The sequence below is a fragment of the Desulfobulbus oligotrophicus genome (assembly GCF_016446285.1).
GTDB classification, from domain to species: Bacteria; Desulfobacterota; Desulfobulbia; order Desulfobulbales; family Desulfobulbaceae; genus Desulfobulbus; species Desulfobulbus oligotrophicus.
This window is the reverse complement of record NZ_CP054140.1, coordinates 2,058,134-2,083,802: the sequence shown is the minus strand read 5'-3', so window position 1 is coordinate 2,083,802 and position 25,669 is coordinate 2,058,134. Positions and strand designations below refer to the sequence as shown.

Genomic DNA, 25,669 nt, shown 5'->3' with positions numbered 1-25,669 from the left:
TTATAGTGCCGTATGGCACGCAGACACGAGAAATTTACGATAACAGACGAACAACGCCAAGACCTTGAGGCGTTGTTGCGCTCACCGAAAACAGCCCAAGATCTGGCATCTCGGGCCAAGATTATCCTCTTAACGGCATCAGGTAAAACTGCCGAGGATTTGATTGTCGAATTAGGGACAACTTTTCGTACAATCTATCGATGGAGGAAACGATTTAAAGAGTATGGCATCCACGGGCTTGTCGATCGTCCTCGTAGCGGCCAGCCCAAAAAACTGACCGATGCAACGGTCAAAGAAGTTTTGCGGATGACAGTTGAGTGCATTCCTCATGAGGCAACCCATTGGAGTGTTCGCCTTATGGCCAAAGCCGCCAAGGTCACCACGTGGCAGGTGCGACAGATATGGAATGCAGCCGATTTAAAACCGCATCGGCTTAAAAATTTCAAAATCAGCAATGATCCGAATTTTGCTGAGAAAGTAATCGATATTGTTGGCCTGTACATGAATCCACCTGAAAATGCGGCTGTGTTTTCCGTTGATGAGAAAACGCAGATTCAAGCGTTGGATCGTACCCAGCCAATGTTGCCCATGCGGCCCGGCCAGATTGAGCGTCGCACGCATGATTACAAACGAAATGGCACCACCAATTTATACGCTGCCTTCGACATTTTAACCGGACAAGTGCTTGGCCGAACAACCAAAAGGCATCGAGCCAAGGAGTTTCTCGACTTCTTGCGGCAGTTGAATAGGGCCGTTCCAGCCGAGGTTGCCCTCCATGTCATACTGGACAACAGCAGTACCCATAAAACGGCAGATGTGATGCAATGGCTCAAGGCCCACCCTCGGTTTACGTTCCATTTCACACCAACCAGTACATCATGGCTGAATGCGGTTGAAAGCTGGTTCGGCCAACTGGAGCGCAGAGCCATCCACCGAGGGGTGTTTACAAGTGTCAAAGATCTCAGAGATGAAATCCACCGCTTCATCAAGCAGCACAATAACAGATCGGCCAAGCCATTCACATGGACAAAGACTGCAGCGGTGATACTTGAAAAGGTCTCAAAATTAAAAGACGACACTAACCGCACGGGACACTAGTGTCCCGTGCGGTTAATAGAGTCTTTTAATATTTCTTGTGTTATAGTGCCGTATGGCACGCAAACACGAGAAATTTACGATAACAGACGAACAACGCCAAGACCTTGAGGCGTTGTTGCGCTCACCGAAAACAGCCCAAGATCTGGCATCTCGGGCCAAGATTATCCTCTTAACGGCATCAGGTAAAACTGCCGAGGATTTGATTGTCGAATTAGGGACAACTTTTCGCACAATCTATCGATGGAGGAAACGATTTAAAGAGTATGGCATCCACGGGCTTGTCGATCGTCCTCGTAGCGGCCAGCCAAAAAAACTGACCGATGCAACGGTCAAAGAAGTTTTGCGGATGACAGTTGAGTGCATTCCTCATGAGGCAACCCATTGGAGTGTTCGCCTTATGGCCAAAGCCGCCAAGGTCACCACGTGGCAGGTGCGACAGATATGGAATGCAGCCGATTTAAAACCGCATCGGCTTAAAAATTTCAAAATCAGCAATGATCCGAATTTTGCTGAAAAAGTAATCGATATTGTTGGCCTGTACATGAATCCACCTGAAAATGCGGCTGTGTTTTCCGTTGATGAGAAAACGCAGATTCAAGCGTTGGATCGTACCCAGCCAATGTTGCCCATGCGGCCCGGCCAGATTGAGCGTCGCACGCATGATTACAAACGAAATGGCACCACCAATTTATACGCTGCCTTCGACATTTTAACCGGACAAGTGCTTGGCCGAACAACCAAAAGGCATCGAGCCAAGGAGTTTCTCGACTTCTTGCGGCAGTTGAATAGGGCCGTTCCAGCCGAGGTTGCCCTCCATGTCATACTGGACAACAGCAGTACCCATAAAACGGCAGATGTGATGCAATGGCTCAAGGCTCACCCTCGGTTTACGTTCCATTTCACACCAACCAGTGCATCATGGCTGAATGCGGTTGAAAGCTGGTTCGGCCAACTGGAGCGCAGAGCCATCCACCGAGGGGTGTTTACAAGTGTCAAAGATCTCAGAGATGAAATCCACCGCTTCATCAAGCAGCACAATAACAGATCGGCCAAGCCATTCACATGGACAAAGACTGCAGCGGTGATACTTGAAAAGGTCTCAAAATTAAAAGACGACACTAACCGCACGGGGCACTAGGCTGGCGCGTTTGAGAACTTCCGCACTTGGTGGCGGAGGTTGCGTATTGAGGGTATCGAAGTGGCCGAGGAGTTCCGTGGCGTCTTGAATAGCGCACTCGAATACCTGAAGTGCTTGTGATGTCATAGCAAAGTCCTAATTGTGGTGCTGACCGGTGTCGTGCGCCGATCAGACAAACGAAATTTGAATGATCAGTGTGTGGTGTCCGGTCAAGTATCCTGTTCTGGTGCAAAACGACAGGGCAAGGTGCTTGACGAAGTCAGTACCACGACTCTTGGCGCACAGCCGCCACGAACGGCGAAAAAACTGGAGTGTTAGCGATCGACTGTATTGACGGGTTAACACGTTTATTCTTTTTTCGTAGTCCCTTGTGATTGGGAGCTTTGAGTATTTGATCCCTGCGTGGTTGTTGCAGGTGTTTTTACGGGTTGCAATTCGGAGATTGTTGCACCTCTTTTCCCTGTTTCTGTTTGTATTTTCTGAAATCTTGGTATAGAAGCACCATCTTTTGTAATTTTTTTAGTCATGTTATTTTATCCTGAAATATTTATTGATACAAATAAAATAGTTGTCACTATACCAGCAACAAAAAATATACCTGAAGTATAATTTAAATATTCTGTATACTTTGCGAGACGATTTTCTTTTTTCAAATATTCATCTTCTTTATCAAGGTAATATTTTTCAGCGTACTTAAGTTGACGATTTATAGCAAGTTGACTTAATCTAAACGATACTAAGGTTGACACAATTGCCAAACCAAACGAGATCCAAGATGTTATAAGTAAATAAATATACGATACTTTATTTAGAGGCACTATGTCTTTAATGAATGCTAGAGAAATTGCTAATATTCCCGTTGAAAGAGTAAGAATTGCATTATCGTATTTTTCTGAATTGGATAAATTGCGCGTAAGAAGATCTTGTCTGGTGTTGCCATATATCGTTTTTCTTTCTTCCATATCATCAGCCATTAATATTCCCCAACTTATGTACTAACGTCTGAATTTAGCCGCATCAAAGACGTCGGCTTGGGTGAATTGATACTAGAGAAGCCCCCTGAGCACCCAGCGGACCATTCCGCTATAATGGGAGTATCAGCAAACCCTTTGCAAGGATACCTTCTCGGGCGATTGTACGCCAAGCAGCACAAGCACTGCTGCAGAATCGACCTGCACGGCAACAAAATCCTTGCCGCAACCATCCGGCCTTCGTTCCCGGCGAGCTCACGAATGGAACCCAGTCTCCGACGAGCAAGAGGGTCGTCCATTCTCGACTGGCCGCAGAGTGATGAATTCATTGCTCCCAGATACTTTTATCTGTTGACAACCAGTGGCCTTCTAAGGGTTAGGGACCACCTAGCGGATCTCGTGTCCGCACTTGCATGTCACGTGAATCCTATTATCACGATCCACCTCCGCAGTGAACTCGCCCTCCACACGATCCACAGCTCTGCGCTGGTTTCTCATGAAGGTATAGTCATCCTCGGAGATGTGGACTATGCCCTTGTTTCCGCACTCTGGACAGGTTACCTCAGATGTGTATCTGTCTCTTGCAGCCATTATGACGACCTCCAGTGAGTTCTAACAAATAATTATGTAGTTTCTCGATAACAAATGCAATGGTACACAAGCCCAACAACGCCCCGTGTCAGCAAGGGGTCATGATTCATGGTCGACCTGTAACCGGTTGAAGTCAAGTGTTTTTTTACCTCCCCCGAATAAAACACCCTGGTCATTTTCGTGCAATCAATACTTTCCTGTATCCCGGATACCACTCTTTGCGAAAATATCTGTCAAAACAGTACAGTGACTCTATTCGTCCGCAGCTCTCACTCTCCTGCAACCACGGCAGAGGCTTCATGACGCGACATCCGTGACAAAAGATGTTGACCGTATTACTGATACTGTTGAGACCAAACACATGTACCTCTCGACAACAACAGCCCCCTGCTGTCTGTTGGGGGAAAATATATAAAACACGATCAAGCCGTTCTCACCCTGCACAGCAGCCCGGATATCCCAGACCACATGCAGGACAAACGGAACGTTACAATGGAGAAAAGCCATGCAGTTTGAAGGAACCACCTACAGACCACCAATGGAAGCAGACAACATGCTGCTGCAGGTAACAGTCGGATGTGCGCACAACAAGTGCACGTTTTGCAACATGTACCGTGATGTCAGGTTTCGGGTAATAGACCTGGAGCAGATAGAGCGCGATCTCATCGAAGCGCGTCAGATCTACCGGCAGGCCAAACGTATCTTTCTGGTCAATGGTGATGCCTTTGTACTGCCTGCCCACCGCCTTGTTGCCATTGCCCAGCGCATCAACCATTACTTTCCTGAATGTACCACCATCACCATGTACGCATCTATTCGGGACATTCGCACCAAAACAGATGCCCAGTTACGCGAGCTTAAATCATACGGCATAAATGACCTCTATATCGGCATTGAATCGGGTTGTGAAAGCGTGGTACAACGCCTCAACAAAGGGCACTCGGTTGCTGAAGCCAAAAAAGAACTTGCGCGACTGAACACGGTGGGTATCAACCATATGGCCCTGCTCATGTTAGGTGTTGCCGGCAAAGGTAACGGGATGGAGAATGCCCGCCAAACAGCGTTGTTTTTAAATGAGACAAAACCAAAACTGATCTGGGCCGGTACGCTTGCACTCTTTAACGGCACAGAGTTACACCAGGCAACTCAACGAGGCGAATTTCAACCACCGACCGAGTATGAGATCCTTGAAGAGGAAAAAGAGCTCCTTCGCAGTATCCGGTTAGACGATGTTCCCTTTTATGGCAACCATCCCACAAACCTGGTCAAACTGTACGGTCTGCTGCCGCGAGACAGCATGCAAATGATCCAGGCCATTGATCGTGCCATTGAACACTATGGAAAACAGACCCTTTTAACAACCTTTGACAGAAGCTCTCTCTGAAATATCCTTCATACCTGTGCTTTAAGCAGGGCAATGTATCTGCCAAACCAATGCAAGCTCTCCGGTTTCTTCTCCCTTTTCTCAAGCCGTACAAACGTCTTGCCATTGGTGCGCTTATCTGCCTTGTGGGCCTGGTGATCTTTGACCTTTCCATTCCCCGGCTCGTTCAACGCATCATTGATCAGGGTATTCGCGTCCACGATCAGGAGGTGGTGCTCTACACCGGACTTTTAATGCTGTGCATCTCTCTGCTCAGCCTTGCCATGGCAGTGGCCAACAACTACCTGTCGGTCAAGGTCGGTGAAGGTGTGGCCCGCGACCTGCGTGAGGCGGTCTTTCTTCAGATTCAAGACTTAAGCTTTGGCAATCTTGACCGCATGCAGACCGGCGGTCTGATGGTTCGACTGGCCAGTGATACTGCTGCAGTGCAACGGATTGTCAACATCAGTCTGCGTATCGGCACCCGGGCTCCCCTGCTCATGCTCGGCAGCCTCCTCCTCATGGTGGATACCAGCCCCTCTCTTGCTCTGCGGCTGCTGCCGTTAATCCTGCTGACGCTTGCCATTGTCACCGTGTTTATGCTCCGCATGGAACCTTTATTCTTAATGGTGCAGCAGCAGTTTGATCGCCTCAACACCGTACTTCAGGAAAATATCTCCGGCGTGCGTCTTATCAAGGCTTTTGTCCGTGCTGATCACGAACGCGCACGGTTCAGTGAGGTCAACACCGTTTTTACCGGTTATTCAATTCGTATTCTCCGAACCATCTCCACCATGTCACCACTGCTCACCCTGTGTGTCAACGCCGGTATTGTCCTGGTTATCTGGCATGGCGGGCTGGCTGCAATCCAGGGCGAGCTGACAGTGGGACAGATTGTCGCCTTTACCAACTACCTGCTGACCACCCTGACCCCATTGGCAATGATGGCCATGCTCTCCAATGCCTGGGCCAACGGTCTGGCCTCAATCAGACGTATTAAAGAACTTCTGGAGACAGTTCCTGAAGTGACGGATATGGCAACAGGCGCTGCAACACCCTTGTCTGCTCTGGGGGAAGGACCTTTGGGGGTCAGTTTTTGTGGAGTCAGCTTTCGCTACAATCAGGTTGATCCTGCAGGTAACGGTGAAAAAGGCGAATGGATCTTGTGTGACATTGACCTTGCAGTCAAACCAGGCAGCACAGTGGCCATACTGGGTGCCACCGGTGCCGGTAAATCGACTCTTATCAACCTGATACCAAGATTTTACGATGTCATCGGCGGCAGCATTCTGGTCAATGGTGTGGATATTCGAGAGCTTCGTCAACAGGATCTGCGAGCTCTCATTGCCGTGGTGCCGCAGGAAACCATTCTCTTCTCCGGCACTGTGGCCGACAACATCCGGTATGGAAAACCAGGGGCCACCTTAACCGAAGTTGAAACCGCTGCCCGTGCGGCCCAGGCCCATGACTTTATTGTACGTCTTCCCGAGAGGTATGAAACCCGTATCGAAGAACGCGGCGGCAATCTCTCCGGTGGGCAGCGGCAGCGTGTTGCCATTGCCCGTGCCATACTGTACCAACCCCGGCTGCTTATTCTTGACGACAGTACCAGCGCCCTTGATGTAGACACCGAAGCACGATTGCAGCAGGCCCTGACTCAACTGCCCTTTGCTCATACCAGTCTGCTGGTAGCACAGCGGGTAAGCACGGTACTAGCAGCAGACAGCATCGTTATTCTTGACAAAGGGAGAGTTGTCAGTCAGGGAAGCCATGAGGAACTTCTTGCGCACTGTTCCATCTATCAGGAGATCTATGCCTCACAGCTCGGAGACCCTGAGCTGTCGGCGTCGATGTTCTCAGAGGCGGTGCAGCCATGAGTCAAGAGTCGGCTCCTCGCTCAGCCCGAGCAGGTCTGGCACCGCCACGACCGGGTGCAGTCGGTCGGATCGAAACCGCAGTCAACCCGAAGGGAGCACTGCAACGACTGCTACCCTACCTGCGCCCCTTTACCATCCGGTTAACACTGGTTGCCTGCAGTATTATCTGCGCCACCCTCTGCGGACTGGGCGGTCCCTATCTGATGGGCCGGGCTATCGACCAGTGTATCAGCGCCGGGATCACCGATGGGCTGTTGCCCATTATTTCCGGTATGGCTGTTGTGTATCTGTTGGCCAATGGGTTTCAACTGGCTGCCGCCTGGGTTATGGCCGGGGTCTCGCAACAGGCTTTACAGCAGCTGCGCAACAACCTCTTTACCCATATCCAGCGGTTACCCCTGGTATTTTTTGATCGTCTTCCCGCTGGCGAACTGATGAGCCGGCTGACCAACGACATCGATGCCGTTAATCAGGCGGTCTCGCAAAACGTAACCACCCTGCTTGCCGGTACCCTGTCGCTGGTCGGTATTGTGATTGCCATGTTTGTGCTTGATTTCCGGCTGGCACTGGCCACGCTTCTGGTTGTGCCGATCCTCCTTGGCTTTACCCGTTTTGTGGCTAAATACACCCGTAAAGGCTATCGGGAGCTGCAGGAACGGTTGGGCAACCTCAATGCCATCAGCGAAGAGGCCATTTCCGGACAAAAGGTGATCAAGGCCTTTGGCCGCGACCAGGCCGTGATCGACACCTTCAGGCAGGAAAACGAACAGGTGTACCGTGCCGGAGTCTATGCCAACACCTACAGTATGCTGCTTATGCCGGTCACCGGCGTGCTCGGTAATTTTTTTGTGATTATTCTTGCAGCCCTGGGTGGCTGTCTGGCTCTGCGCGGCATGGTCTCTGTGGGAGTGATTGCCACCTTCATCACCTATGGCCAAAACTTTATTCAGCCACTGCGTCTGCTGGCCAACATCTATAACTCCATCCAGGCTGCCTTGGCCGGGGCAGAGCGTATCTTTGCCATCCTTGACACTCCACCGGAAAACGATCAGGGAAAACCCCTGCCGGATCCGATCCAAGGCGAAGTTATCTTCCAACAGGTGCAGTTCGGCTATCTGCCGGATCATCCGGTGGTGCGGGAGATGAGTTTGAGTGTACAACCCGGTCAGACCGTAGCCCTGGTAGGGCCGACCGGTGCCGGCAAAACCACGGTCATGAATCTTCTGACGAGATTTTATGAAATCAACGGCGGTCGCATCCTGTTGGATGGCCACGACCTGCGTGACTTTGCCCCTTCGGAGTTACGGCAACGGATCGGTCTGGTGCCACAGGAGACCTTCTTATTTGCCCAATCCGTAATGGAGAATATCCGTTTCGGCCGACTTGAGGCCAGTGATGAGGAGTGTATCGAGGCAGCCCGACTTGCCGATGCCGATCACTTTATCCGGCAGTTACCCCACGGCTATCACACCGATCTTGCTGAACGGGCGGGCAACCTCAGCCAGGGACAACGACAGCTGCTTGCCATAGCCCGGGCCATTCTCGCCAGGCCTTCAATTCTTATTCTTGACGAGGCCACCAGCAGTGTGGACACACGCACCGAAGTACGCATTCAACAAGCGCTTCTGCGCATTATGGAACGCCAGACCAGTTTTGTCATTGCCCACCGGCTCTCCACGATCCGGGATGCCGACCTGGTGGTGGTTATTGATGACGGCCGCATTGCTGAACAGGGCACCCATCAGCAACTCCTGGCAAAACAGGGTCTGTACCACCACCTCTACACCAGTCAGTTCAAGGGAAAAGCGATTTAACGGCACAACACACAAACTCCCCTCACTGCACAGCGATCTCAGTGAGGGGAGCGTTTCTCATCAGGCCTTTTTCATAACCAGCATGGTTGTCTGATATTCAATGACCTGCTGATCCCGCTGGTTGTATCCCTTGTTTTTGTAGATAAACAAAAACCGTTCCGGGTTTTTCGTTGGTCGAAGGTCAACAACTTCAGCATCAGCACGAAGCGTATCGCCAAACAAGACCGGAGAGGTGATCTTCATGTTGTCCACACCGATGTAGGCATAGATTTCATACCCATCCTGTGCCAGCAACTCGGCAATCGTATCCGCATGATGGACAAGGCCGTCAACCACCGAAAAAATAAGAGGCCCGGCCAGTGAACGCTCCTTAAACCAGGTGTTTTTTGCATACTCGGCATTACTGTGAACCGCCATGTTGAACCAGGTGAGCTGGTGCAGGAGGGAAAAATCGCCCTTATCCAGGGTTCTGGCGACACGACACGGAATCTTTGCTCCTGCTGTTACTGTACCCATTATCTCCTCCTTTTCATGTGTGTACTGCTGGTTTTGAGTTGACGCTTAAGCGTTGACATCAACCATGAGATGGCCGGTAATTTTTCCTGCCAGGAGCTCCCCGGCATACCGGGGGACGTCTTGCAGCGGGATGACGGTGTTGATTGTTGCCAGGGCTTCGTCGGAAATATCAGTGACCAGTCGCTCCCAGGCCGCAATTCTGCGAGGTGTCGGGCAACTCACCGAATCAACGCCTCTTAAACTCACACCGCGCAGGATAAAGGGCATAACAGTTGTCGGCAGATCAAATCCACCGGCAAGTCCGCAGGCTGCCACACAGCCGCCATACTTCAGCTCCGCCAGAATCCGCGCCAGCACAATGCTGCCGACATTATCAATGGCGCCTGCCCACTTCTGGGCTTCCAGCGGTGCCGGCGCCTTGGACCACTCCTCACCGCAGGCAACCTCCCGGGCTCCGATCTTTTTCAGATATTCATGAACGGAAGGGTCTTGCGATCGGGTCAGTGCTGTCACCTCATAGCCCAGCTTGTGAAGGATAGCCACTGCATTACCCCCCACGCCACCGGTGGCACCGGTAACAAGGATCGGCCCGCTGTCCGGCTTTACTCCGGCCTCTTCCAGCGTCATAACCATGAGCATGGCTGTGTACCCGGCAGTGCCGATGAGCATGGCCTTTCTCGTGTCCATTCCCTGGGGAAGATGGACAAGAAAATCAGATCTGATCTTCGCCATCTGCGAGTAGCCGCCCCAATAGCGCTCGCCGACACTCCAGCCGTTTAAAACAACCTTATCACCGGGTTTAAAGGCGACAGACTTTGATTCAACCACCGTACCGGCCAGATCAACGCCCGGCACAATGGGAAAGATGCGAAATATCTTGTTTCGATCGGCAAATCCCAGCCCCTCTTTATAGTTCACGGTTGAATAGTCGACCTGAATCAGTACATCCTCATCAGGCAGATCATCCACGCTCAGCTGTTTCAAGGACGAAACCAGCTCTTTACCTTCTCTCTCAACTACAAGGGCAGTAAAAGTATTGGTCGTTGTCATTGTCGCGCTCCTTTTGTGTAAACGTTTTTCTGCTGTTGTGCTGCCACCTTTTATGTACACCAGAAATCACTGTTGTCTTATAAAAAAAACACGCAAAGAACCGTCATCCTGAAAATCCGTGAAAGGACTGAACCACTGTTCAGTGCTGCTGTCGCATAAAATATACAGAAAAGAAGATTCGAAGAATATCATTGGTTTGGTTTTCCTGATAAGGAGACGTATCATGAAAGTTCATTCAATCTTCTGACAGGAGATGGAATCGTGGTTCCAGGCAAAACCGGAAGAAGTACGCTGCTTGAAAAGCATCATCCCTGGGGCTTCTCGAAATGTTGCACGTATCTCCGCAGTCGGTAGAGCGGAAACCGTAAACGGATCTATCGCATTTATTGCAAACTGAACCTGAATCAGAAACACTGGGCCGAAAAAACCGGGATGTCGATGTAGTACATTCAACCCGGCAAGCCAAATCAGAATGCATTCATTAATCGCTTTAACAAGACGTATCGAAACAAAGTTCTCGACCTGTACCTGTTTTGCAATCTGAATGAGATGAGAGAATCTGCCTGCTGGTGGAACAGCCAATATAACGAACAGCGGCACACGATTCCCCTGGGGATCTGACACCTGCGGATTGTCTGTCAAAAAACGCTGAAAACTCTATTTTTCAACTGTCTACTTGACAGATAAGCTTACGTTTGCTCCTTGCATACACAATACTTAAAAAGTTCAGGATGAAAATAAGAAATCCCAAAGCTTGTTTTGGCACGATTGTTAAAACCCTGTGCGATAATCCCGGTCATAAATGTATCATCGTAACGCCCTGTCATCTACAGCCAAACCGGATGATGAGTAAAAACGTGTGGCATACATAACCAATGAGCAACCCATGAGCCGGCAGCAAATCCAGATCTTCACCAGCGCCTTGCACATCAAGGCCACTGGATAGGCCTTCTTATACTGCCGGATAAAGTCGAACCTCAGTTGGACTCTTTCGCAAAGAAGGCCGCGGCTTTTTTTAATACTTCTCGCTCCATCTGCAGCCGCTGATTCTCTTTTTCTACCGGCAGATCTCTGCCTCGGGCTCGCGCTGGCTCTTTCCCGTCTCGCTGAGTTGCCGCTTTTCATCACGATACTCCCGAACCCAGCGCAGCGGGTCACGTTGGAAGGGCTGACACCAAGACGCCGGGCAACCTCGATGCCGCTGTAGGCCTGCTCCAAAACCAGTCGGACGGCGTCCTCTTTGAATTCTTTGGTAAATCGCTGCCTGTTTCTTTTCTCACTCATCGGACGCCTCACTTTCGGTTAACTCACTCTTAGCAGGGTGTCCGGTTGAATTAAACCACTTCACTTTTATCTAATGGAGGCGTAAAAGGAAGCCTGACAGAGCCCCTCGATAAGGAAAGGCCTACGCTAATCCGGCTCAAACCGGTTTCTGGTCTTCTTGATCGGGGTTGTTTTGACGGGATCTGAGGCTGGAAGCTCCCGCAAATTATCACGGATAAAAGCGGCAAACTTTGTGTTATCGGCATGGTGGAAGGATTCCACCGATGCTTGGATCATCTCCTTTTGGGTTATGTTCTTCCATTCGATGAAATAGCCGTTTCTGTAAGCCAGGTGGTTGATGAACTCGCGCTGCGCTCTTCCGTTGCCCTCACGGAAAGGATGCAAGGCGTTTATCTCTCCAAGATAGTAGGCGGCACGCGCACTGAACGCGGCGGCATCCACTCCTTTCAGGTAGCCTTCATCGGCCAACTTCTCGAATACTGGCCGTGCCGCGCTAACAATGTGCTTGTGATTGGCAAAATAGCTGTTCTCTTTGGCCAGATCGATGTTTCTAAGTTCACCCGCCCATTCGTACACATCACAAAAAAGATGTTTGTGAATTGCTTTGAGGTGATCGAGATCAAAACGCCCTTTGATGGGGCTGTTGGCGAGTTGAAAGCTACGCCAAGCCGCCAAAGAGGCTTCCGCCTCCTTGAGCTCTTCCTCATCCGTAAGACCAAGTTTGTTTTTCAGAACGCCTGTCTCGGGATCAAGGTAATGGTCTTTGCCCTCGTATTTTGCCATGCATAAACCTGCGAACTGTGATGCGGATACCTTCCTCAATCTCAAGCTCGCCTCGGGCCGCTCGCTTCATCTCTGCGACGACATCCGGCGGAACTTCCAACCCTTCGAGCGTTTGCTGGGCCACGGCGTTCTCCACGGCCTTCAAATTATGGCTGATTTGTTGTTCTCTCGTCATCGGCATATCCCTCCATCTTCTTAATATAACATCTTTTTAAGAAGATTTCGCCTACATTTAGATAACCAACTGATTAGACAAAATAAATCATTTTGTCTAATTATCCCTTTCCGTCCCCGCAAGAAAGTTCAAAACAAGTTGTTCAAAGGGGGTATCCGATAACGGATACAGAGGTGGCTTCACCTGTTTGGACAGCATTTTTCATGAATGGATGTTCAGACAGCATTTTTCCAAACCCGATACATACGGCATCAACAGTTATTCCGGCCCTGAAAAGGAGTCTCGGGCCTACGTGGAACTCAAAACGACCAACTGCGAAAAACATGACTCTGCCGGGTACCAGCGTGATTAAGTTGAAAAAACCAGATCATGTGCAAGAGAGCCCCTGGTCTGTAAACAGTCAGGCTTTAATCAATAAACTGACTGTTGATGACGATGAGCTGGCGCAGCCAGGACAGACCAGGTTCGTTATCTGTGCGTTCGTGCCAGATAACGATGTGGGTATGGCTTTCCAGATCAAAGGGTAAAGGAAAAGCCACCAGACCGAACATCTTGATAAAGGATGCACCCAGCCGCCGGGGTATGGTCATAAGCAGGTCGGTGCCTTCCAAGGTTGCCAAGCCGCTGGCAAAGTTGGCCAAAAAGGCTCTGACATTCCGTTCATATCCCAGTTCATGGAGTTTTTTACGCAACAGATTGTCCCTGCTGTCGTTAATACTGACCTCAACATGCGGATATGCGAGGTAGTCTTCCATGGAAATACCCTGGGGCTGTGTCGCCGACGATGCCAGGGGGTGGTTTTTATGCATAACCCCCACAAATTTATCGCTGAGAAGGTCCACAGAGCGAAAGCGTTTCGGCGCAACATTGTTAATGATAAAACATAGATCCAAGCTTCCTTCTTCCAGAAAATCAAAAACGTTCCGGTGTACATTGCTGACATCCAACCGGATACCGGGTGCAACGGCCCTCAGCTTCTGAAACAGGCGGGGAAACATGGTCGATGCGGTAAAATCGGAAGCTGCCAGCCTGAACACACGGTTTTCCCGTGCCGGATCAAAACTGGCCCGGGCAAAAATGGAATCCGCTCTGGCCAGTACATCCTTTACCGGTTCTATCAATGTCTGAGCATGCGAAGTAAGCACAAGTCCGCTTTTTCCGCGGACAAAAAGCGGATCATCCAGGGACTCCCGCAGTCTGCGCAAGGCATGACTCACAGCGGGCTGGCTCAGGGAAAGGAGGTGCGCGGCCTTTGTCACTGAGCCGGTTTCCGCCACAGCGCGGAACACCACCAGTAAATTGAGATCCTTTCCCGCCAAGGTGCGTATTGAGGCAATGGTCTCCATGCAACCCTCTTAATTCATTTTATGCATAATTTCTCTTCAGTCTATTCATTTTACATATTCCAAGATGTTCTGTAAATCATATCACAAGACCTCGCCATAATCCGGCTCATATTGAGGAAGTGATATGAACATATTATTTGCCCATTGCAGAAAAATTTTCCTGCCCTCCTGCCTTGCCTGCACTCTCGCTCTGACGGGTTGTACAAGCATGAGCAACCTCGGCCCCATGCTGGAACCCAAGCCTCTGGATCGTTACGAACTCTCCCGGAGTTTTGAAGCTATTGCTTCCGAGTGGCCCACTGACACCTGGTGGAAGCAGTATGGCGACCCCCAGCTGAACAGCATCATGCAGGAAGCTCTGGCGCAGGCGCCTTCCCTGGCCGCTGCCGCCGCCCGCGTCCGCCTTGCGGAAGCAACCGTCAGACAGAGCGGCTCCAGCCTGCTCCCCCAGATCAGCGGCAACGCCAATGTGACCCGTTCCTACCAGGAGACCGTTAGCGGTGAAGGCATGGAAAGGTGGAGCACCAACCCCAGAGCGACCCTTGACCTTGCCTGGGAGCTGGATTTCTTCGGACGTAACCGCAAGGCCCTGGAAGCGGCCCTTTCCAGCGAACAGGCTTCCAGAGCCGATGAAGCGCAGGCACGGCTGACCCTGACAGCCTCCATCGCATCCTCTTATGCCGAATTGATGGGACAGTACCGCCTGCATGAACTTGCCTTGCGAACCCTTGCCATCCGTGAAGAAAGCACCCGCCTGGTCTCACTGCGCCATGCTCAGGGTTTTGAAACCAAAGCAGCTCTTGAGCAGGCCGAAAGTACCGAATCCACGGCCCGTAGCCAGGTGATCCAGTCTGAAGAAGATATACGCCAGACCCAATTCGCCATTGCAGCCCTCATGGGAGCCGGCCCTGATCGCGGACTGCATATTCACCTGCCCGAAAGGCCCACTCTGAAAATACAGGGCCTGCCCAAAACCATTCTCTCCGACCTTTTGGGGCGCAGGCCGGATGTCGTGGCTTCCCGTTTTCAGACTGAAGCGGCCGCCTATCGGGTGGGCGAAACAAAGGCAGCCTTTTATCCCAGCTTCAATCTGACCGCCCTTTTCGGCCTTCAGTCCATCGGCATGTCCGATTTTATCGACCCGGCTTCGAAAATCGCCTCCTTCGGTCCCTCGCTTACCCTGCCCATCTTTCAGGGCGGGCGCCTTGAGGGCCAACACCTCGGCGCAAGGGCGGAATATGACGAAGCTGTGGCCAATTACGATGCCACAGTTGCCAATGCTTTACAGGAGGTGGCTTCGGCCCTGACAGGCATCCGCTCCGTCAACGACCAGACCGGACACGCCACGCTGGCGGAAGACAAAGCCCGCGAAGCCTATACACTGACCAAAACCCGGTATGAAGGCGGCCTCGCCACCTATCTGGAAGTACTGACCGCTGAAAATACCTATATCGCAGCCCGGCAGTCCTTCATTACTATTGAAACCCGCGCCTTCAGCCTGAATGTGTCTCTTATCAAGGCCCTTGGCGGAGGTATTGCAACCTCTTTCTAACCCGCCCGGTGTGCCCATGCCGGCCATCCAGGATAAGACTATAAAGGATAGACAACCATGAACCACGATACTCAAACTCCTGATACTCAGACTTCCGGTACCCAGACTCCCGGTGCCCAGCCTTCCACGGCCCCGGCTCTCCGAATCAAGACCTCGTTCAAACTTATCCCCTGGGCTGTTCTTGCCCTTACACTCGTCATGATTCTTCTGATGATCGTCCGCTGGGAATTCTTTGAAGCGTCTTCCAGGTTCCAATATACGAACAATGCCTATATTCAGGGCGATGTCACGCTGGTGGACGCCCAGATCAGCGGCTATGTGAAGTCGGTCAATTTTGCGGACTTCCAAAGGGTAAAAGCCAACGATCTGCTTGTGGAACTGATAGATGACGAATATCGCGCCACCGCCATGCGAGCCGAGGCCGAACTGGAACGGAGCAAATCCCAGCTTTTGAACCTTGACAACGAAGTAGCGTTGCAACAGGCCGCCATTGATCAGGCTCGGGCCGAGGCGGATCGCAGCGCCTCCTCTCTGGATCTTGCCAAACGCGACTATGACCGCTTCCGCGCTCTTTCCAGCACAGGTGCCGTTACCGGGCAGGAATTCGATAATGCCAAGACAGCCCTGGACGAAGCACAGGCCGCCTACCGTGCCAACAAGGCCGCCGTGGCATACGCCCAACGACAGCTTGAAGTGCTTGAGGGCGAAAGAGCCCAGCGGCAGGCATCCCTTACAGCAGCGCAGGCCGATCTGGAAACCGCGAAGATCAACCTTGCCTATACCCGCATCATCGCCCCTGTGGACGGTCAGGTAAGTTCACGCAAAATCCAGGTCGGCACACTCGTTAACCCCGGAACCCAGGTTGCCGCTCTTGTACACGAGGCTGAGCCGTATATTATCGCCAACTACAAGGAAACCCAGCTTTCTCGTATGGCCGAAGGCCAGACGGTTCTTGTCCGGGTGGACGCTTTTCCCGATGCCCCCCTGGAAGGCATAGTGGAAAGAATATCTCCTGCCAGCGGCAGCACCTTTTCCCTGTTGCCCTCGGATAACGCCACCGGCAATTTCACCAAGGTGGTTCAGCGTATTCCCGTCCGTATAGTCCTGAAGAAAGGTCAGCAGCTTACCACCTCTCTGCGCGTCGGTATGTCTGTCACCACCGAAGTCGACACCGGTAACGGAGGCCCGCAATGAGCCTTCTTCAGGCAGCAGAACACAACGGGCCACTCCCCAGGGAGCGTACTTTTTATGAAAGCCTGAAAAACGTCCTCCGGGGTGATATTCCCCTCCGACCTGTTGTTGCTGTTATCGCCGTGCTGACCGGCACCATGATGACCTCCTGGCACACCCGCCTGTTCTCCATGGCTCTTATGGATTTGCGGGGTGTATGGGGCCTCGGGGGAGATGAAGCGTCCATTCTCAGCACAGTAGCCAACGCCCTGCAACTGATGGTGGCCCCTGCTATCCCCATGGCCGTTGTCATTTTCGGGCCGCGCAAAGTTCTGCTCTGGCCGGGCCTCATTTTCGCGGCCGTCTGCATCTGCATTCCCATGGTGCAGGATCAACGCAGTCTGCTGCTGCTCAACGGTATTGCCGCCGTCACCCTGGGCTGCTTCGTGCCCGCAACGCTCACCACCATTTTCCGTTCCCTTGCCCCGAAATACTGGCTCGTCGCCGTGGCCTTCTATACCGCCCGACTGACCGTCAGCCTGCACAGTGGCGTGACCATGGCGGATTTTTATGTGGAAAACCTCGGCTGGCAGTTCATTTACTGGCAGTCGGCGGTGAGCTCCATCTTGCTTGTGATGCTTGTTCTGTTCTCTATCCCGGAACAAAAATTCAATGCCGAGGCTTTCAAAGGCATGGACAGAATCGGAGCCATCCTGATGTGTACGGCACTGACCCTCGTTTTCGCCGGACTTGACCAGGGAAACAGACTGAACTGGTTCGACTCCTGGATTATCATCGGCCTGATCGGCGGGGGCATATTCCTGTTCGGAGTCTTCCTCCTGTGGCAGCTGGTGGTTCCCAATCCTTTTGCCCATCCGCGAGTGGTCGCCCACGCAAACGTTATCGCACCCATGACCCTGGGGATATTCTACTCCCTGGTCAGCTTCGGCAGTGCCTACCTTATCCCCAATTTCTTGGGGACGGTAGGACATTTAAAAGGTATTCAATCCGGGCAGTTTCTGTGGATTATCGTTGCCGCTCAAGTTGTTCTTCTACCGGCCAGCGTATGGCTTATTCGCCGGATGGAGGCCCGGCTGGTGCTGGCTTTCGCCGTAGCCTGCATGATGGTAGGCTGTTTCATGGGCACTTTCATCACGCATGAATGGGTGGCCAGAGACTTTCTGTCCATTGTTTTCTGTTTCTCGCTGGGTACGTCTTTCGGCTTTCTCGCGGTCATGGCCATTTCCGTAGGTAACGGCAACCCGAAAGAAATTGTCAGCGTTCTCGCCTATGTGCAGATACCCCGCGTTGTAGGGCCGACTTTTGCCTCGGCTGTTCTTGCCACCCTGCTCACCAAAAGAGAAGCGATGCACGCGGCATGGCTGAGTCACTATATCGATCCAGGGCGGGAAATAGTCCGGGAAGCTCTTACGGGCGGTCTGAGCACCATCAGCAGTGTTGTCAGTCGGGAAGCTTACGTTCTGGCCTTTCGCGACGCGTATACCTTCTGCTTCTGGGCAGGGTTCGGCGCGCTGCTGCTTATCCTGCTGATGAAGCACTCCCCGCCCAACCCCATGACGCCAAGCGGGTATATCCTGCCCGCCACACCTGAACACACTGAGAGGAGTAAGCCATGATTGTCAAAAATCCCAGACAAAACGAAAAACCGGCTACCGCTCCCCTTGTCGCGCAAAACCACGACAAAAATTTTCCCATGACCTCTCTTCTTCATGAATTTTATCAAGACAGAGAAAAACGTCTACTCGCTCTTGCCACAGGGATAACCAGAGAGGGAAAAAAAGTTCCCTCGGAAAATGCCCAAAAAGCCTTTCTTCGCAGCCTTGCCGGGGAATTGGCCTTTGAAATGCTCCTGCCCCGTGATCTCCGCAGGGCCTTTTTCCAAGCCTGGCTGAGCGCTGAAAAAGACCCGGACATTCAGCAGATTCTTCGCAACGGCAACACCCGCCTGCATGAAGCGTTTTTGCGCCTGCTGAAGGAATACTTCCCTGCACAGGACAAGGATACCTTGCTTACCCGCATGGATTTCATCGTCTGCATCATGGAGGGAGCCAGAATGCGCGGCGGTATAGCGTCTCCCCCTTCTTTGGACTTTCTGAAACTGTGGTGCGACGTGCTGATTTTACTTTTCCCCACTGAGGAGGTTTCGGCGATCAGCGGTGTTGTCTCTGCCCCTCGGTTAAAGAGCTGATTCGACTGTGGTTCGAGTTCGTGGTTGCCTTACCCGCAGATTCTGCCGCTTCATGCCGGCTGCGACTGTTTTGCGATCATAAGCGTGGCCCCGGTCGTGCAGGTCAAGAATCAGCCTGGGCGAACCTGCCCGCATTTTCCGAGCTACAAAAGCATCAACAACCAGTTTGTCAAGAGCTATGCACTGTTGCTGTCGTTTTGTTGGCTACTCTCCTCGTTGCCGCCAGAGGTAGAATCCGCTGCGAGAGATGTCCAACACACGACTCATGGAAATACTCTTGAATTCGTCTGTATGGTTATGCATAAAGGCGTACTTCACTTCAGGCTTTTGGTGAAGTATGCTGCAGCATTTTTTACGATACCCAGCTCCTCGGCCTGCTCCGCCAGCTAGCGCTTGAGCCGAGCGTTTTCAACAAAAAGTCATTCTTCCACACCGCTTCGATCTTGCGCATAATGAGCCTTGCTTCGCCAGGAATACAGCCAGCTTTCATGAAGCCCTCATTGCTTAGCTGGTCGGCCATGAAAAACTCTCAACGAGTTGGAATATATGGATAAAAATTGAAAAATATAGCACTGTAAATTGCAGGATATTGCACTTTTCCCCTTCAATTTCTGGTGATTTTCGATGCAGCCGAAGAAGCAGATTTCCAGCCCCCAGTTGGACATGTTCCGCAACCGTTTGGAGAGCATTCTCAATCATCGTCATGAGTTGTACCGGCTGAGTGGGCTGATCGACTGGGGAGTGTTTGAAAGCGAGTTTGGCAAGCTGTACTCTGAGGAAGGCCGGCCGGGGCTCCCGATTCGTTTGCTCGTAGGCCTGACCTATCTGAGCCATGCGTTCAACACGTCAGACGAAGAGACGGTACGGCGGTGGGTGGAGAACCCGTACCATCAATATTTCTGCGGGGAAGAGTACTTTTGTCATGAACTGCCGATCGATCCGTCTTCGTTGAGTCGCTGGCGAAAGAGGATAGGTGAGCAGGGATCGGAATTGATCCTGCAGCTCACGATAAAGGCGGGGTTGACAAGCGGAGCGGTTGCGCCGACCAGTTTGGAGCGAGTGATTGTTGATACGACTGTTCAGGAAAAGGCGGTGGCGTTTCCGACCGATTCACGATTGTACAACCGCAGTCGGGAACGACTGGTCAAGTTGGCTGCGGTTTGGGGCATTCGTCTTCGGCAGAGTTACTCCCGTCTTGGACGTCAGGCCTTGTTAAAGGCCGGCCGGTATTTTCACGCCCGCCAAACCCGAAGAGCCCGTCGGGAGGTAAAACGGCTGAAGACCTATCTGGGCAGGGTGTATCGGGACATTGTGCGCAAGATCGAAGGGCAGCAGGCGCTTGGCCCAGTGCTTCTTCCCGAGCTTGCCCTGGCTGAGCGGTTGTTGACGCAGCAGAAACAGGACAAGAACAAGCTCTACAGCCTGCATGCACCGGAAGTCGAATGCATTGCCAAGGGCAAGGCACACAAGAAGTACGAGTTCGGGGTCAAGGTGAGCGTGGCCACCACCAATCGAGACAACTTCGTGGTGGGCATGTTGGCTGAACCTGGCAATCCCTATGATGGCCACACCCTGGGCAGGGCCATTGAGCAGGTGCAGCGGATCACCGGCTGCACCGTTCAACGCAGTTTTGTCGACCGGGGCTACCGTGGTCACAAGATCAAAGAACCCCAGGTGTTGATCTCCGGTCGCAGGCGGGGAATGACACCGCAGATGAAGAAGGAACTCAAGAGACGCAGCGCCGTTGAGCCGGTGATCGGCCATATGAAGGCGGATGGCAAGCTTGGACGCAATTACCTGCTGGGTGAGTTGGGCGATAAAATCAATGCCCTGCTCTGTGGAGCAGGGCACAATATCCGTCTTATCCTCAAGAAGTTGAGGGAAAGGTTGTTTCTTCTTTTTACCGGATTGCTTTTGGTCCTCTGGTGCCGCTTCGATGGGCAAAAAAAGGGTGCCGGAGCGATCGCCCCGGCAATATGAAAAAAGGCTTTTTCAAGGACGACTAGCTGCTGTCACAACCCCAACCTTTTCGGCAAGGGCAAGTGCTTCTGTCTTGTACTGCTGGGAATACCGCTGCCTGGTCTTGCTTGATTTTGTTTTCATTGTCATCGAACACCTCCGTTAAAGAATATACTCGCTTAACAGAATGTCCTGCAAGAACGGGCAAAATCAGAGGCGGCAATCCCCCAATTTCGCAGCAGTCTGCTGCAAAATTAGCAAGGTGCTGACATGGTTGGGGGAAAGAAAAATGTCGGCGTGGTCTTGCTTTTTTGCCAAACAACTATTATCCTACTTTTAGGATAAGTAGGGATTTTATGCTTGCAGGAGGCAAAGCTTTATGCAAAACGTTCTTGTTGGTAACGCCAAGGTGATGGCAAAAGGGCAAATCACGTTGCCCAAAGATATTCGGGAAGTGCTTGGGGTCAAAACAGGCGACAGGGTAACGCTCATTAGCCAGGACAATCAGGTGATCATAATGAATTCCGCCGTTTATGCCATGAAGATGCTGCAATCCTCGATGGAAGGCGAAGCAGCAAAGGCCGGGCTGCGCTCGGACGAAGATGTTGTTGATCTGGTCAAAAAAATGCGTTCTGAAGAACAGGACTGATGCGCTGCCTCATTGATACGAACATCCTGATTTCCGCCGCTCTGTTTCCGGACAGCGTACCGGCACGGGCGTTCATGAAAGCGGTAAGCCCGCCGCATGATGCTGTAGTGTGCGACTACTCATTGGATGAAATGCGCCGTGTGTACAACCGAAAATTCCCCCACAAGATATCGGACTTTGAACGGTTTCTTTCTCTGCTGACACTCTCGGTTGAGATTGTGTCTACGCCGGAAGAGACAGGGGAAGGTGTGAGGGATAAACAAAAAATCCGCGATCTGAATGACCGCCCGATCTATCTTGCTGCGCTGGCCGCAGGAGTTGATGGAATACTCACTGGAGATAAAGATTTCCTAGACTCCGGCATAACCCATCCAAGGATGATCACGTCGGCAGAGTTTATGCGGGTGGACTAGGGCACCCCTCACTAAGCGTTATCATTGCTGGGGAGCAAAACGCACGGATCATTTTTTGGCGTCAATATGGTTGTTTGCCGCTTACTCCTGGTAATACTAACGCAAAAATTTTGTCGGGCTTGGGAATTGGCTTGTTCTATAGAGTTTGCCCGCACTATCCTGTCGGGATTACTAACAGTTTGCCCTTTATGCTGAACAGGCCAACCTTCAAATATTATGACTTCATCAAACTGTTTCCCCTTTGCTTTGTGCATATTCATTACGACCACGCCAGATTCAGGCTTAGCTCTCAAATCAAAATGTGCCTGAACAAAAGCACGCCTGACAACTTCTAAAGCATTAAGGTAAACCCCGTGACTGAGCCAATCCTGAGAAAGCTCCTGGCGAAGCTGCGAACCGCGCTGCAGCAGGCGCAAATTGCGCACTTCGAGTGAAATTTCCCTTAGACGTGGGCAAGTTCCTTTTTCCAGAATGCCCCGGATAGTCACCCAGTCCTTGTCTGGGTCGCCAGTCAATGCGACACTACAGGCCTGCTCATAGACATTGTGCATGTTGATGAGGATACTATTTTTGCGCAGCGTCTTCCCTTTTGCGTGGGCATCCACCCATGCATCGTAGTTTTTACGTATTTTGTCTGCCTCCTGTAGAGCGCCTTGTGTCGGTTCATCGCCACCCTTACCTTGAAAATAATTACACATTAAATCAATAAATTCTTCAAAGTGGTGAGTCCCAGAATTTGGTTGCATCAATAAAGCAATTACCTCTGCTCCAAGAATAGCAGCTTCCATTTCGATAGCAGCAAAATGAGGGATCACAGTCAACTTTGCTGGAGGTTGCAGAAAAGCCTCAGAAACTAATCGTGTCATTTTTTTTGTCGGAACAAGAATCGCCAAGGACCATCCAGAAATTCCCTGGTCAATAAGGCGTTTGCGGGAGCTATAGACAGTTGTTATCAGCTTTGTCATGGCCGGATCTCTGCTGGGAGTAAAAGGAGCTATTCCAATACCATTATAAGCATTTTTTCTGAACTTCCCGGCGAGGACATCCCTCCCAAACATAGCGATTTCCGTATCGCCACTTCGATGGTTATCATCTTTAAGGTCTACTTCTATAGGAATAAAGGTTTCTCGGAAGTGATCAAGGCGAGCGGGATCAGCGCCAATCCAATCGTAAATACGTTGTTCTGGATCTGCTAAAGCGAGCAACCTGCAACCGCCCCCTAGTTTTTGCACCACACTCCACTGTGCGGCGTTAGTATCCTGAAATTCATCAAGAATAATTGTTGGATATCTGCTCGCAATTAAATGGCATATTCGTTTGCTACCTTGAAGAATCTGGTACGTGTTCGGTGCGTATAGATCGAAGCAAACTTTTCCTTCTTCTTTTGCTAAGCGTAGCAGTTCTGCTGCTTCGGCATTTTTTTTCTCTAGCTTTTGTATATCGGTAAGTTTTCTGGACGGGAAAGCTGATCTAATTACTGAAAGTGCGATTGCCTCATTCGGTGGAGTAAGAACTTTTATCCTGCGTGGTAGCCCTATAAGATAACCATATGTTTTCAAGATACGCCAAAAAAATGAATGATATGTATCTACAACAATAAAACTTTTTTGTTCTTTTGGAATTTTTTGCTCATATTCAATAGCTTCTATTACCCGTGAAACAGTTGCGCGAGCGAAACTAAGAAATAGGACTTTTTGCCCAGGCAAAAGATTTTGACTGGCAATCTGCGAGGCTTTTAGAATGGATATCGTCGTTTTGCCTGAGCCTGGCCCCCCAGTGACAAGTAAATGTCCATCTGCCTGCATTATAGCAGTCTGACCTTTAGTGAGGTTCATTGCCATCAGCTTTCGGAGTAAGCTCCGGTTCTGGGTCAACACAGTGGCAAGCACTAGCCGGGGCACAAGCGTTTTTCAGTTCTATAGCCGTATTTCGAATCCATTCGGGAATTTCATCTAGGCTCCTTTGAGAGAGGAAATCCGCGATGCCCCAGCAGCCTTTCGCCCAAATAAAATATTCTTGTAGAGCACAGCACACATTGTTCTCGGGGTCGGGGAATCGTTGAGTTAAATGCTGAGGCCAGCAGAGTTGCTTGCAAAATGCTTTTAAAGACTCCTCTGTCGCTCCTTTGAGAACCATATTCTCAAATCCTTTTTCATCATGCATGAAAAGTTGTTCAACATGCTCCTCAATCAGTTTCTTATTTGTCTCTCCTTGCTTATCGCAAAGAGCGAAGGTCTGCTTTCCTAATTTTTTAAAGAGTTGCGCTACACCAGGGATATCTGTTTCGCCACCGGCATCAACGACACAAACCCCCAAAGCCTCAAGTGACGAATATGTATCTGGTTCAAGTTCGGCAAGAAGACGGCAGGCAGCAGGAAACGCCGACGCTTCTGTCGCTCCCTCCACGATGAGGACTCGGCGAGCAAGTAATCCTTCGCAAAAACGGATACGAAAGTCTTGCCTGTAACGCTTAGGCTTCACATTCTCCGGGAGTACAATGCTTTGTTGGGTTAGGAGCCCTTCGCTATCTCTGGAAAGAACAACCGTTTCTTTTATTGTAAACTCTTCCAGCACATACGGGGAATGAGAGGTAAAAATGGCTTGAGAAGCTAATTTACGAACTTCATGGACTATGCGTTTTTGCGCGTAAGGTGGAATTGCTGTCTCGGGCTCCTCCATAGCAAATATGACGTTTTGCTTATTTTCAGCAATCTGTGACAACATTGCCAAAACAAGCATATTAATTGTTCCCGTTCCCTGGCGATAGAATGGAGCTGCATGGTCACCGTCACCAGTTGCAATAAACGCTGTAATAGTTTTTCGTAAATGCTCTCGAGTAAGATTTGATACTCGTAGATGTGGTTCGACTCCCCATTCTTTAGGAACATATTTTTTCAATGCAGCGTTAATGCTCTCAAGTATTGGAGAAATTCCTAATTCAGGGTCACTTCCGACCGGTAAATTCGCAAGTGTATTTAGCGTTGCTTCCCACATTTGTGGCCTGACCTCATTTAGGCGCAATATGATGTCGAGCAAGCTACCTCGCTCTAAGCTTAGAGCGCGGGAACCAGTGCGAAGAGAGCGAAGGTACAAAAAACCGCATAGTTGTTTATGTCTTTTGTTAAACAATGCGGGATTATCATCTTCAAGCAGGCTACGAGTAAAGTATGTTTTTCCATCAAAATCATCTTCGTCTTTATCGTATGACCCGATAAACGTAACGCGAAGCACTTCTGAAATCGTGGGGGTGTCTACACCCTTAGGATCTGCCTTGTCATATAACTGATTCGTTTTAGAATCCCAAAATTCGATATAATCGCCAAACTTATTTTTCTGTTCACCGTTAAGGGCAGCAATAATGACTTCAATCTCAATTTGAGGCACTTGCTCATCTGTCTCTATGTTAGATACTGCCTCTGTGCGATTACCATCAGTTTTTTCAGCAGGCGAATCAGCGGTAATCTCCCTCTGGGGTTTCAGTGTATATTGGCCTCTAAAAAAATCATGCTCGTCTATGACAGGCTGTCGGTGAAGTCGATCAGGTCCAAGAACGAGATCGAGCGCTTCTAATACCGTTGTTTTACCGACATTATTATCGCCGATAAGAACTCCATGGTGAGGTAGCAACAAGGAAGAATATTTCACTCCACGGAAATTATTTATTTTTATGGACACGACTCGCACAGAATCTTTCTCCTGTTTTAGACCGTC

General features: G+C 50.7%; 22 protein-coding genes and 1 pseudogene. 13 read left to right on the top strand and 10 right to left on the bottom strand.

Annotated elements, in window-relative coordinates:
- Window positions 1-12: 12 nt before the first annotated feature.
- Complete coding sequence (locus HP555_RS09435) at window positions 13-1,098, top strand: IS630 family transposase (protein ID WP_199261863.1); 1,086 nt, start codon at window positions 13-15, stop codon at window positions 1,096-1,098.
- Between the two features lie 52 nt (window positions 1,099-1,150).
- The gene (locus HP555_RS09430; RefSeq protein ID WP_199261861.1) at window positions 1,151-2,236 is read left to right on the top strand and encodes an IS630 family transposase; all 1,086 of its coding nucleotides are present in this window, start codon (window positions 1,151-1,153) and stop codon (window positions 2,234-2,236) included.
- A gap of 347 nt (window positions 2,237-2,583) precedes the next feature.
- Here the strand turns inward: HP555_RS09430 and HP555_RS09425 are convergent, their stop codons facing one another.
- Both HP555_RS09425 and HP555_RS09420 read right to left on the bottom strand, forming a co-directional pair.
- Window positions 2,584-2,763: a hypothetical protein gene (locus HP555_RS09425; RefSeq protein WP_199261859.1), complete on the bottom strand. Its 180-nt coding sequence runs from the start codon at window positions 2,761-2,763 to the stop codon at window positions 2,584-2,586.
- Between the two features lie 6 nt (window positions 2,764-2,769).
- On the bottom strand, window positions 2,770-3,210 hold the full coding sequence (locus tag HP555_RS09420) for a hypothetical protein (protein WP_199261857.1): 441 nt from the start codon (window positions 3,208-3,210) through the stop codon (window positions 2,770-2,772).
- 1,093 nt (window positions 3,211-4,303) lie between these two features.
- Here HP555_RS09420 and HP555_RS09415 point away from each other — a divergent pair.
- Genes HP555_RS09415 through HP555_RS09405 form a run of 3 tightly spaced genes read left to right on the top strand, consistent with a single transcriptional unit; the run spans window position 4,304 to window position 8,852 of the window.
- Window positions 4,304-5,182 (top strand): radical SAM protein, encoded by an 879-nt coding sequence (locus HP555_RS09415; RefSeq protein ID WP_199261855.1) that lies wholly within the window; start codon window positions 4,304-4,306, stop codon window positions 5,180-5,182.
- A gap of 50 nt (window positions 5,183-5,232) precedes the next feature.
- Window positions 5,233-7,038 carry an ABC transporter ATP-binding protein gene (locus HP555_RS09410; protein WP_199261853.1) on the top strand — a complete coding sequence of 602 codons (1,806 nt, stop codon included), beginning with the start codon at window positions 5,233-5,235 and terminating at the stop codon, window positions 7,036-7,038.
- Window positions 7,035-8,852 (top strand): ABC transporter ATP-binding protein, encoded by a 1,818-nt coding sequence (locus tag HP555_RS09405; protein ID WP_199261851.1) that lies wholly within the window; start codon window positions 7,035-7,037, stop codon window positions 8,850-8,852. Before HP555_RS09410 ends, HP555_RS09405 begins: the two co-directional genes overlap by 4 nt.
- A 60-nt stretch (window positions 8,853-8,912) precedes the next feature.
- Here the strand turns inward: HP555_RS09405 and HP555_RS09400 are convergent, their stop codons facing one another.
- Both HP555_RS09400 and HP555_RS09395 read right to left on the bottom strand, forming a co-directional pair.
- The gene (locus HP555_RS09400) at window positions 8,913-9,368 is read right to left on the bottom strand and encodes a hotdog family protein (RefSeq protein WP_199261849.1); all 456 of its coding nucleotides are present in this window, start codon (window positions 9,366-9,368) and stop codon (window positions 8,913-8,915) included.
- Between the two features lie 45 nt (window positions 9,369-9,413).
- On the bottom strand, window positions 9,414-10,418 hold the full coding sequence (locus HP555_RS09395) for an MDR family oxidoreductase (RefSeq protein ID WP_199261847.1): 1,005 nt from the start codon (window positions 10,416-10,418) through the stop codon (window positions 9,414-9,416).
- A 414-nt stretch (window positions 10,419-10,832) separates the two neighbouring features.
- Between HP555_RS09395 and HP555_RS14125 the strand changes: the two are divergent.
- Window positions 10,833-11,098: pseudogene (locus HP555_RS14125) on the top strand (integrase core domain-containing protein); the annotation flags it as partial.
- A gap of 127 nt (window positions 11,099-11,225) precedes the next feature.
- Here the strand turns inward: HP555_RS14125 and HP555_RS09385 are convergent.
- The 4 genes from HP555_RS09385 to HP555_RS09370 all read right to left on the bottom strand — a co-directional run bounded on the left by HP555_RS09385 (window position 11,226) and on the right by HP555_RS09370 (window position 14,006).
- Window positions 11,226-11,702: a transposase gene (locus HP555_RS09385; RefSeq protein WP_199261845.1), complete on the bottom strand. Its 477-nt coding sequence runs from the start codon at window positions 11,700-11,702 to the stop codon at window positions 11,226-11,228.
- A gap of 126 nt (window positions 11,703-11,828) precedes the next feature.
- Complete coding sequence (locus HP555_RS09380; RefSeq protein WP_199261843.1) at window positions 11,829-12,485, bottom strand: Fic/DOC family protein; 657 nt, start codon at window positions 12,483-12,485, stop codon at window positions 11,829-11,831.
- Complete coding sequence (locus tag HP555_RS09375) at window positions 12,451-12,660, bottom strand: antitoxin VbhA family protein (protein WP_199261841.1); 210 nt, start codon at window positions 12,658-12,660, stop codon at window positions 12,451-12,453. Before HP555_RS09375 ends, HP555_RS09380 begins: the two co-directional genes overlap by 35 nt.
- Before the next feature lie 407 nt (window positions 12,661-13,067).
- Window positions 13,068-14,006, bottom strand: coding sequence for a LysR family transcriptional regulator (locus HP555_RS09370; RefSeq protein WP_199261839.1), 939 nt, complete (start codon window positions 14,004-14,006; stop codon window positions 13,068-13,070).
- 124 nt (window positions 14,007-14,130) lie between these two features.
- Here HP555_RS09370 and HP555_RS09365 point away from each other — a divergent pair, with 124 nt between their 5' ends.
- The 7 genes from HP555_RS09365 to HP555_RS09330 all read left to right on the top strand — a co-directional run bounded on the left by HP555_RS09365 (window position 14,131) and on the right by HP555_RS09330 (window position 21,958).
- Window positions 14,131-15,558: an efflux transporter outer membrane subunit gene (locus tag HP555_RS09365; protein ID WP_199261837.1), complete on the top strand. Its 1,428-nt coding sequence runs from the start codon at window positions 14,131-14,133 to the stop codon at window positions 15,556-15,558.
- Between the two features lie 57 nt (window positions 15,559-15,615).
- A complete protein-coding gene (locus HP555_RS09360; RefSeq protein ID WP_199261835.1) occupies window positions 15,616-16,752 on the top strand; it encodes an HlyD family secretion protein in 1,137 nt (378 codons plus the stop codon).
- On the top strand, window positions 16,749-18,365 hold the full coding sequence (locus HP555_RS09355; protein WP_199261833.1) for an MFS transporter: 1,617 nt from the start codon (window positions 16,749-16,751) through the stop codon (window positions 18,363-18,365). The genes HP555_RS09360 and HP555_RS09355 overlap by 4 nt, the downstream gene beginning before the upstream one ends.
- Window positions 18,362-18,937, top strand: coding sequence for a hypothetical protein (locus tag HP555_RS09350; protein ID WP_199261831.1), 576 nt, complete (start codon window positions 18,362-18,364; stop codon window positions 18,935-18,937). Before HP555_RS09355 ends, HP555_RS09350 begins: the two co-directional genes overlap by 4 nt.
- Before the next feature lie 624 nt (window positions 18,938-19,561).
- Window positions 19,562-20,917: an IS5 family transposase gene (locus HP555_RS09340; RefSeq protein ID WP_199261827.1), complete on the top strand. Its 1,356-nt coding sequence runs from the start codon at window positions 19,562-19,564 to the stop codon at window positions 20,915-20,917.
- 358 nt (window positions 20,918-21,275) lie between these two features.
- The gene (locus HP555_RS09335) at window positions 21,276-21,545 is read left to right on the top strand and encodes an AbrB/MazE/SpoVT family DNA-binding domain-containing protein (protein WP_199261825.1); all 270 of its coding nucleotides are present in this window, start codon (window positions 21,276-21,278) and stop codon (window positions 21,543-21,545) included.
- The gene (locus HP555_RS09330; protein ID WP_199261823.1) at window positions 21,545-21,958 is read left to right on the top strand and encodes a PIN domain-containing protein; all 414 of its coding nucleotides are present in this window, start codon (window positions 21,545-21,547) and stop codon (window positions 21,956-21,958) included. Before HP555_RS09335 ends, HP555_RS09330 begins: the two co-directional genes overlap by 1 nt.
- An 11-nt stretch (window positions 21,959-21,969) precedes the next feature.
- Here the strand turns inward: HP555_RS09330 and HP555_RS09325 are convergent, their stop codons facing one another.
- Complete coding sequence (locus tag HP555_RS09325; protein WP_199261821.1) at window positions 21,970-23,793, bottom strand: UvrD-helicase domain-containing protein; 1,824 nt, start codon at window positions 23,791-23,793, stop codon at window positions 21,970-21,972.
- Window positions 23,780-25,642 (bottom strand): ATP-dependent nuclease, encoded by a 1,863-nt coding sequence (locus HP555_RS09320; RefSeq protein WP_199264532.1) that lies wholly within the window; start codon window positions 25,640-25,642, stop codon window positions 23,780-23,782. The genes HP555_RS09325 and HP555_RS09320 overlap by 14 nt, the downstream gene beginning before the upstream one ends.
- Window positions 25,643-25,669: the final 27 nt, after the last annotated feature.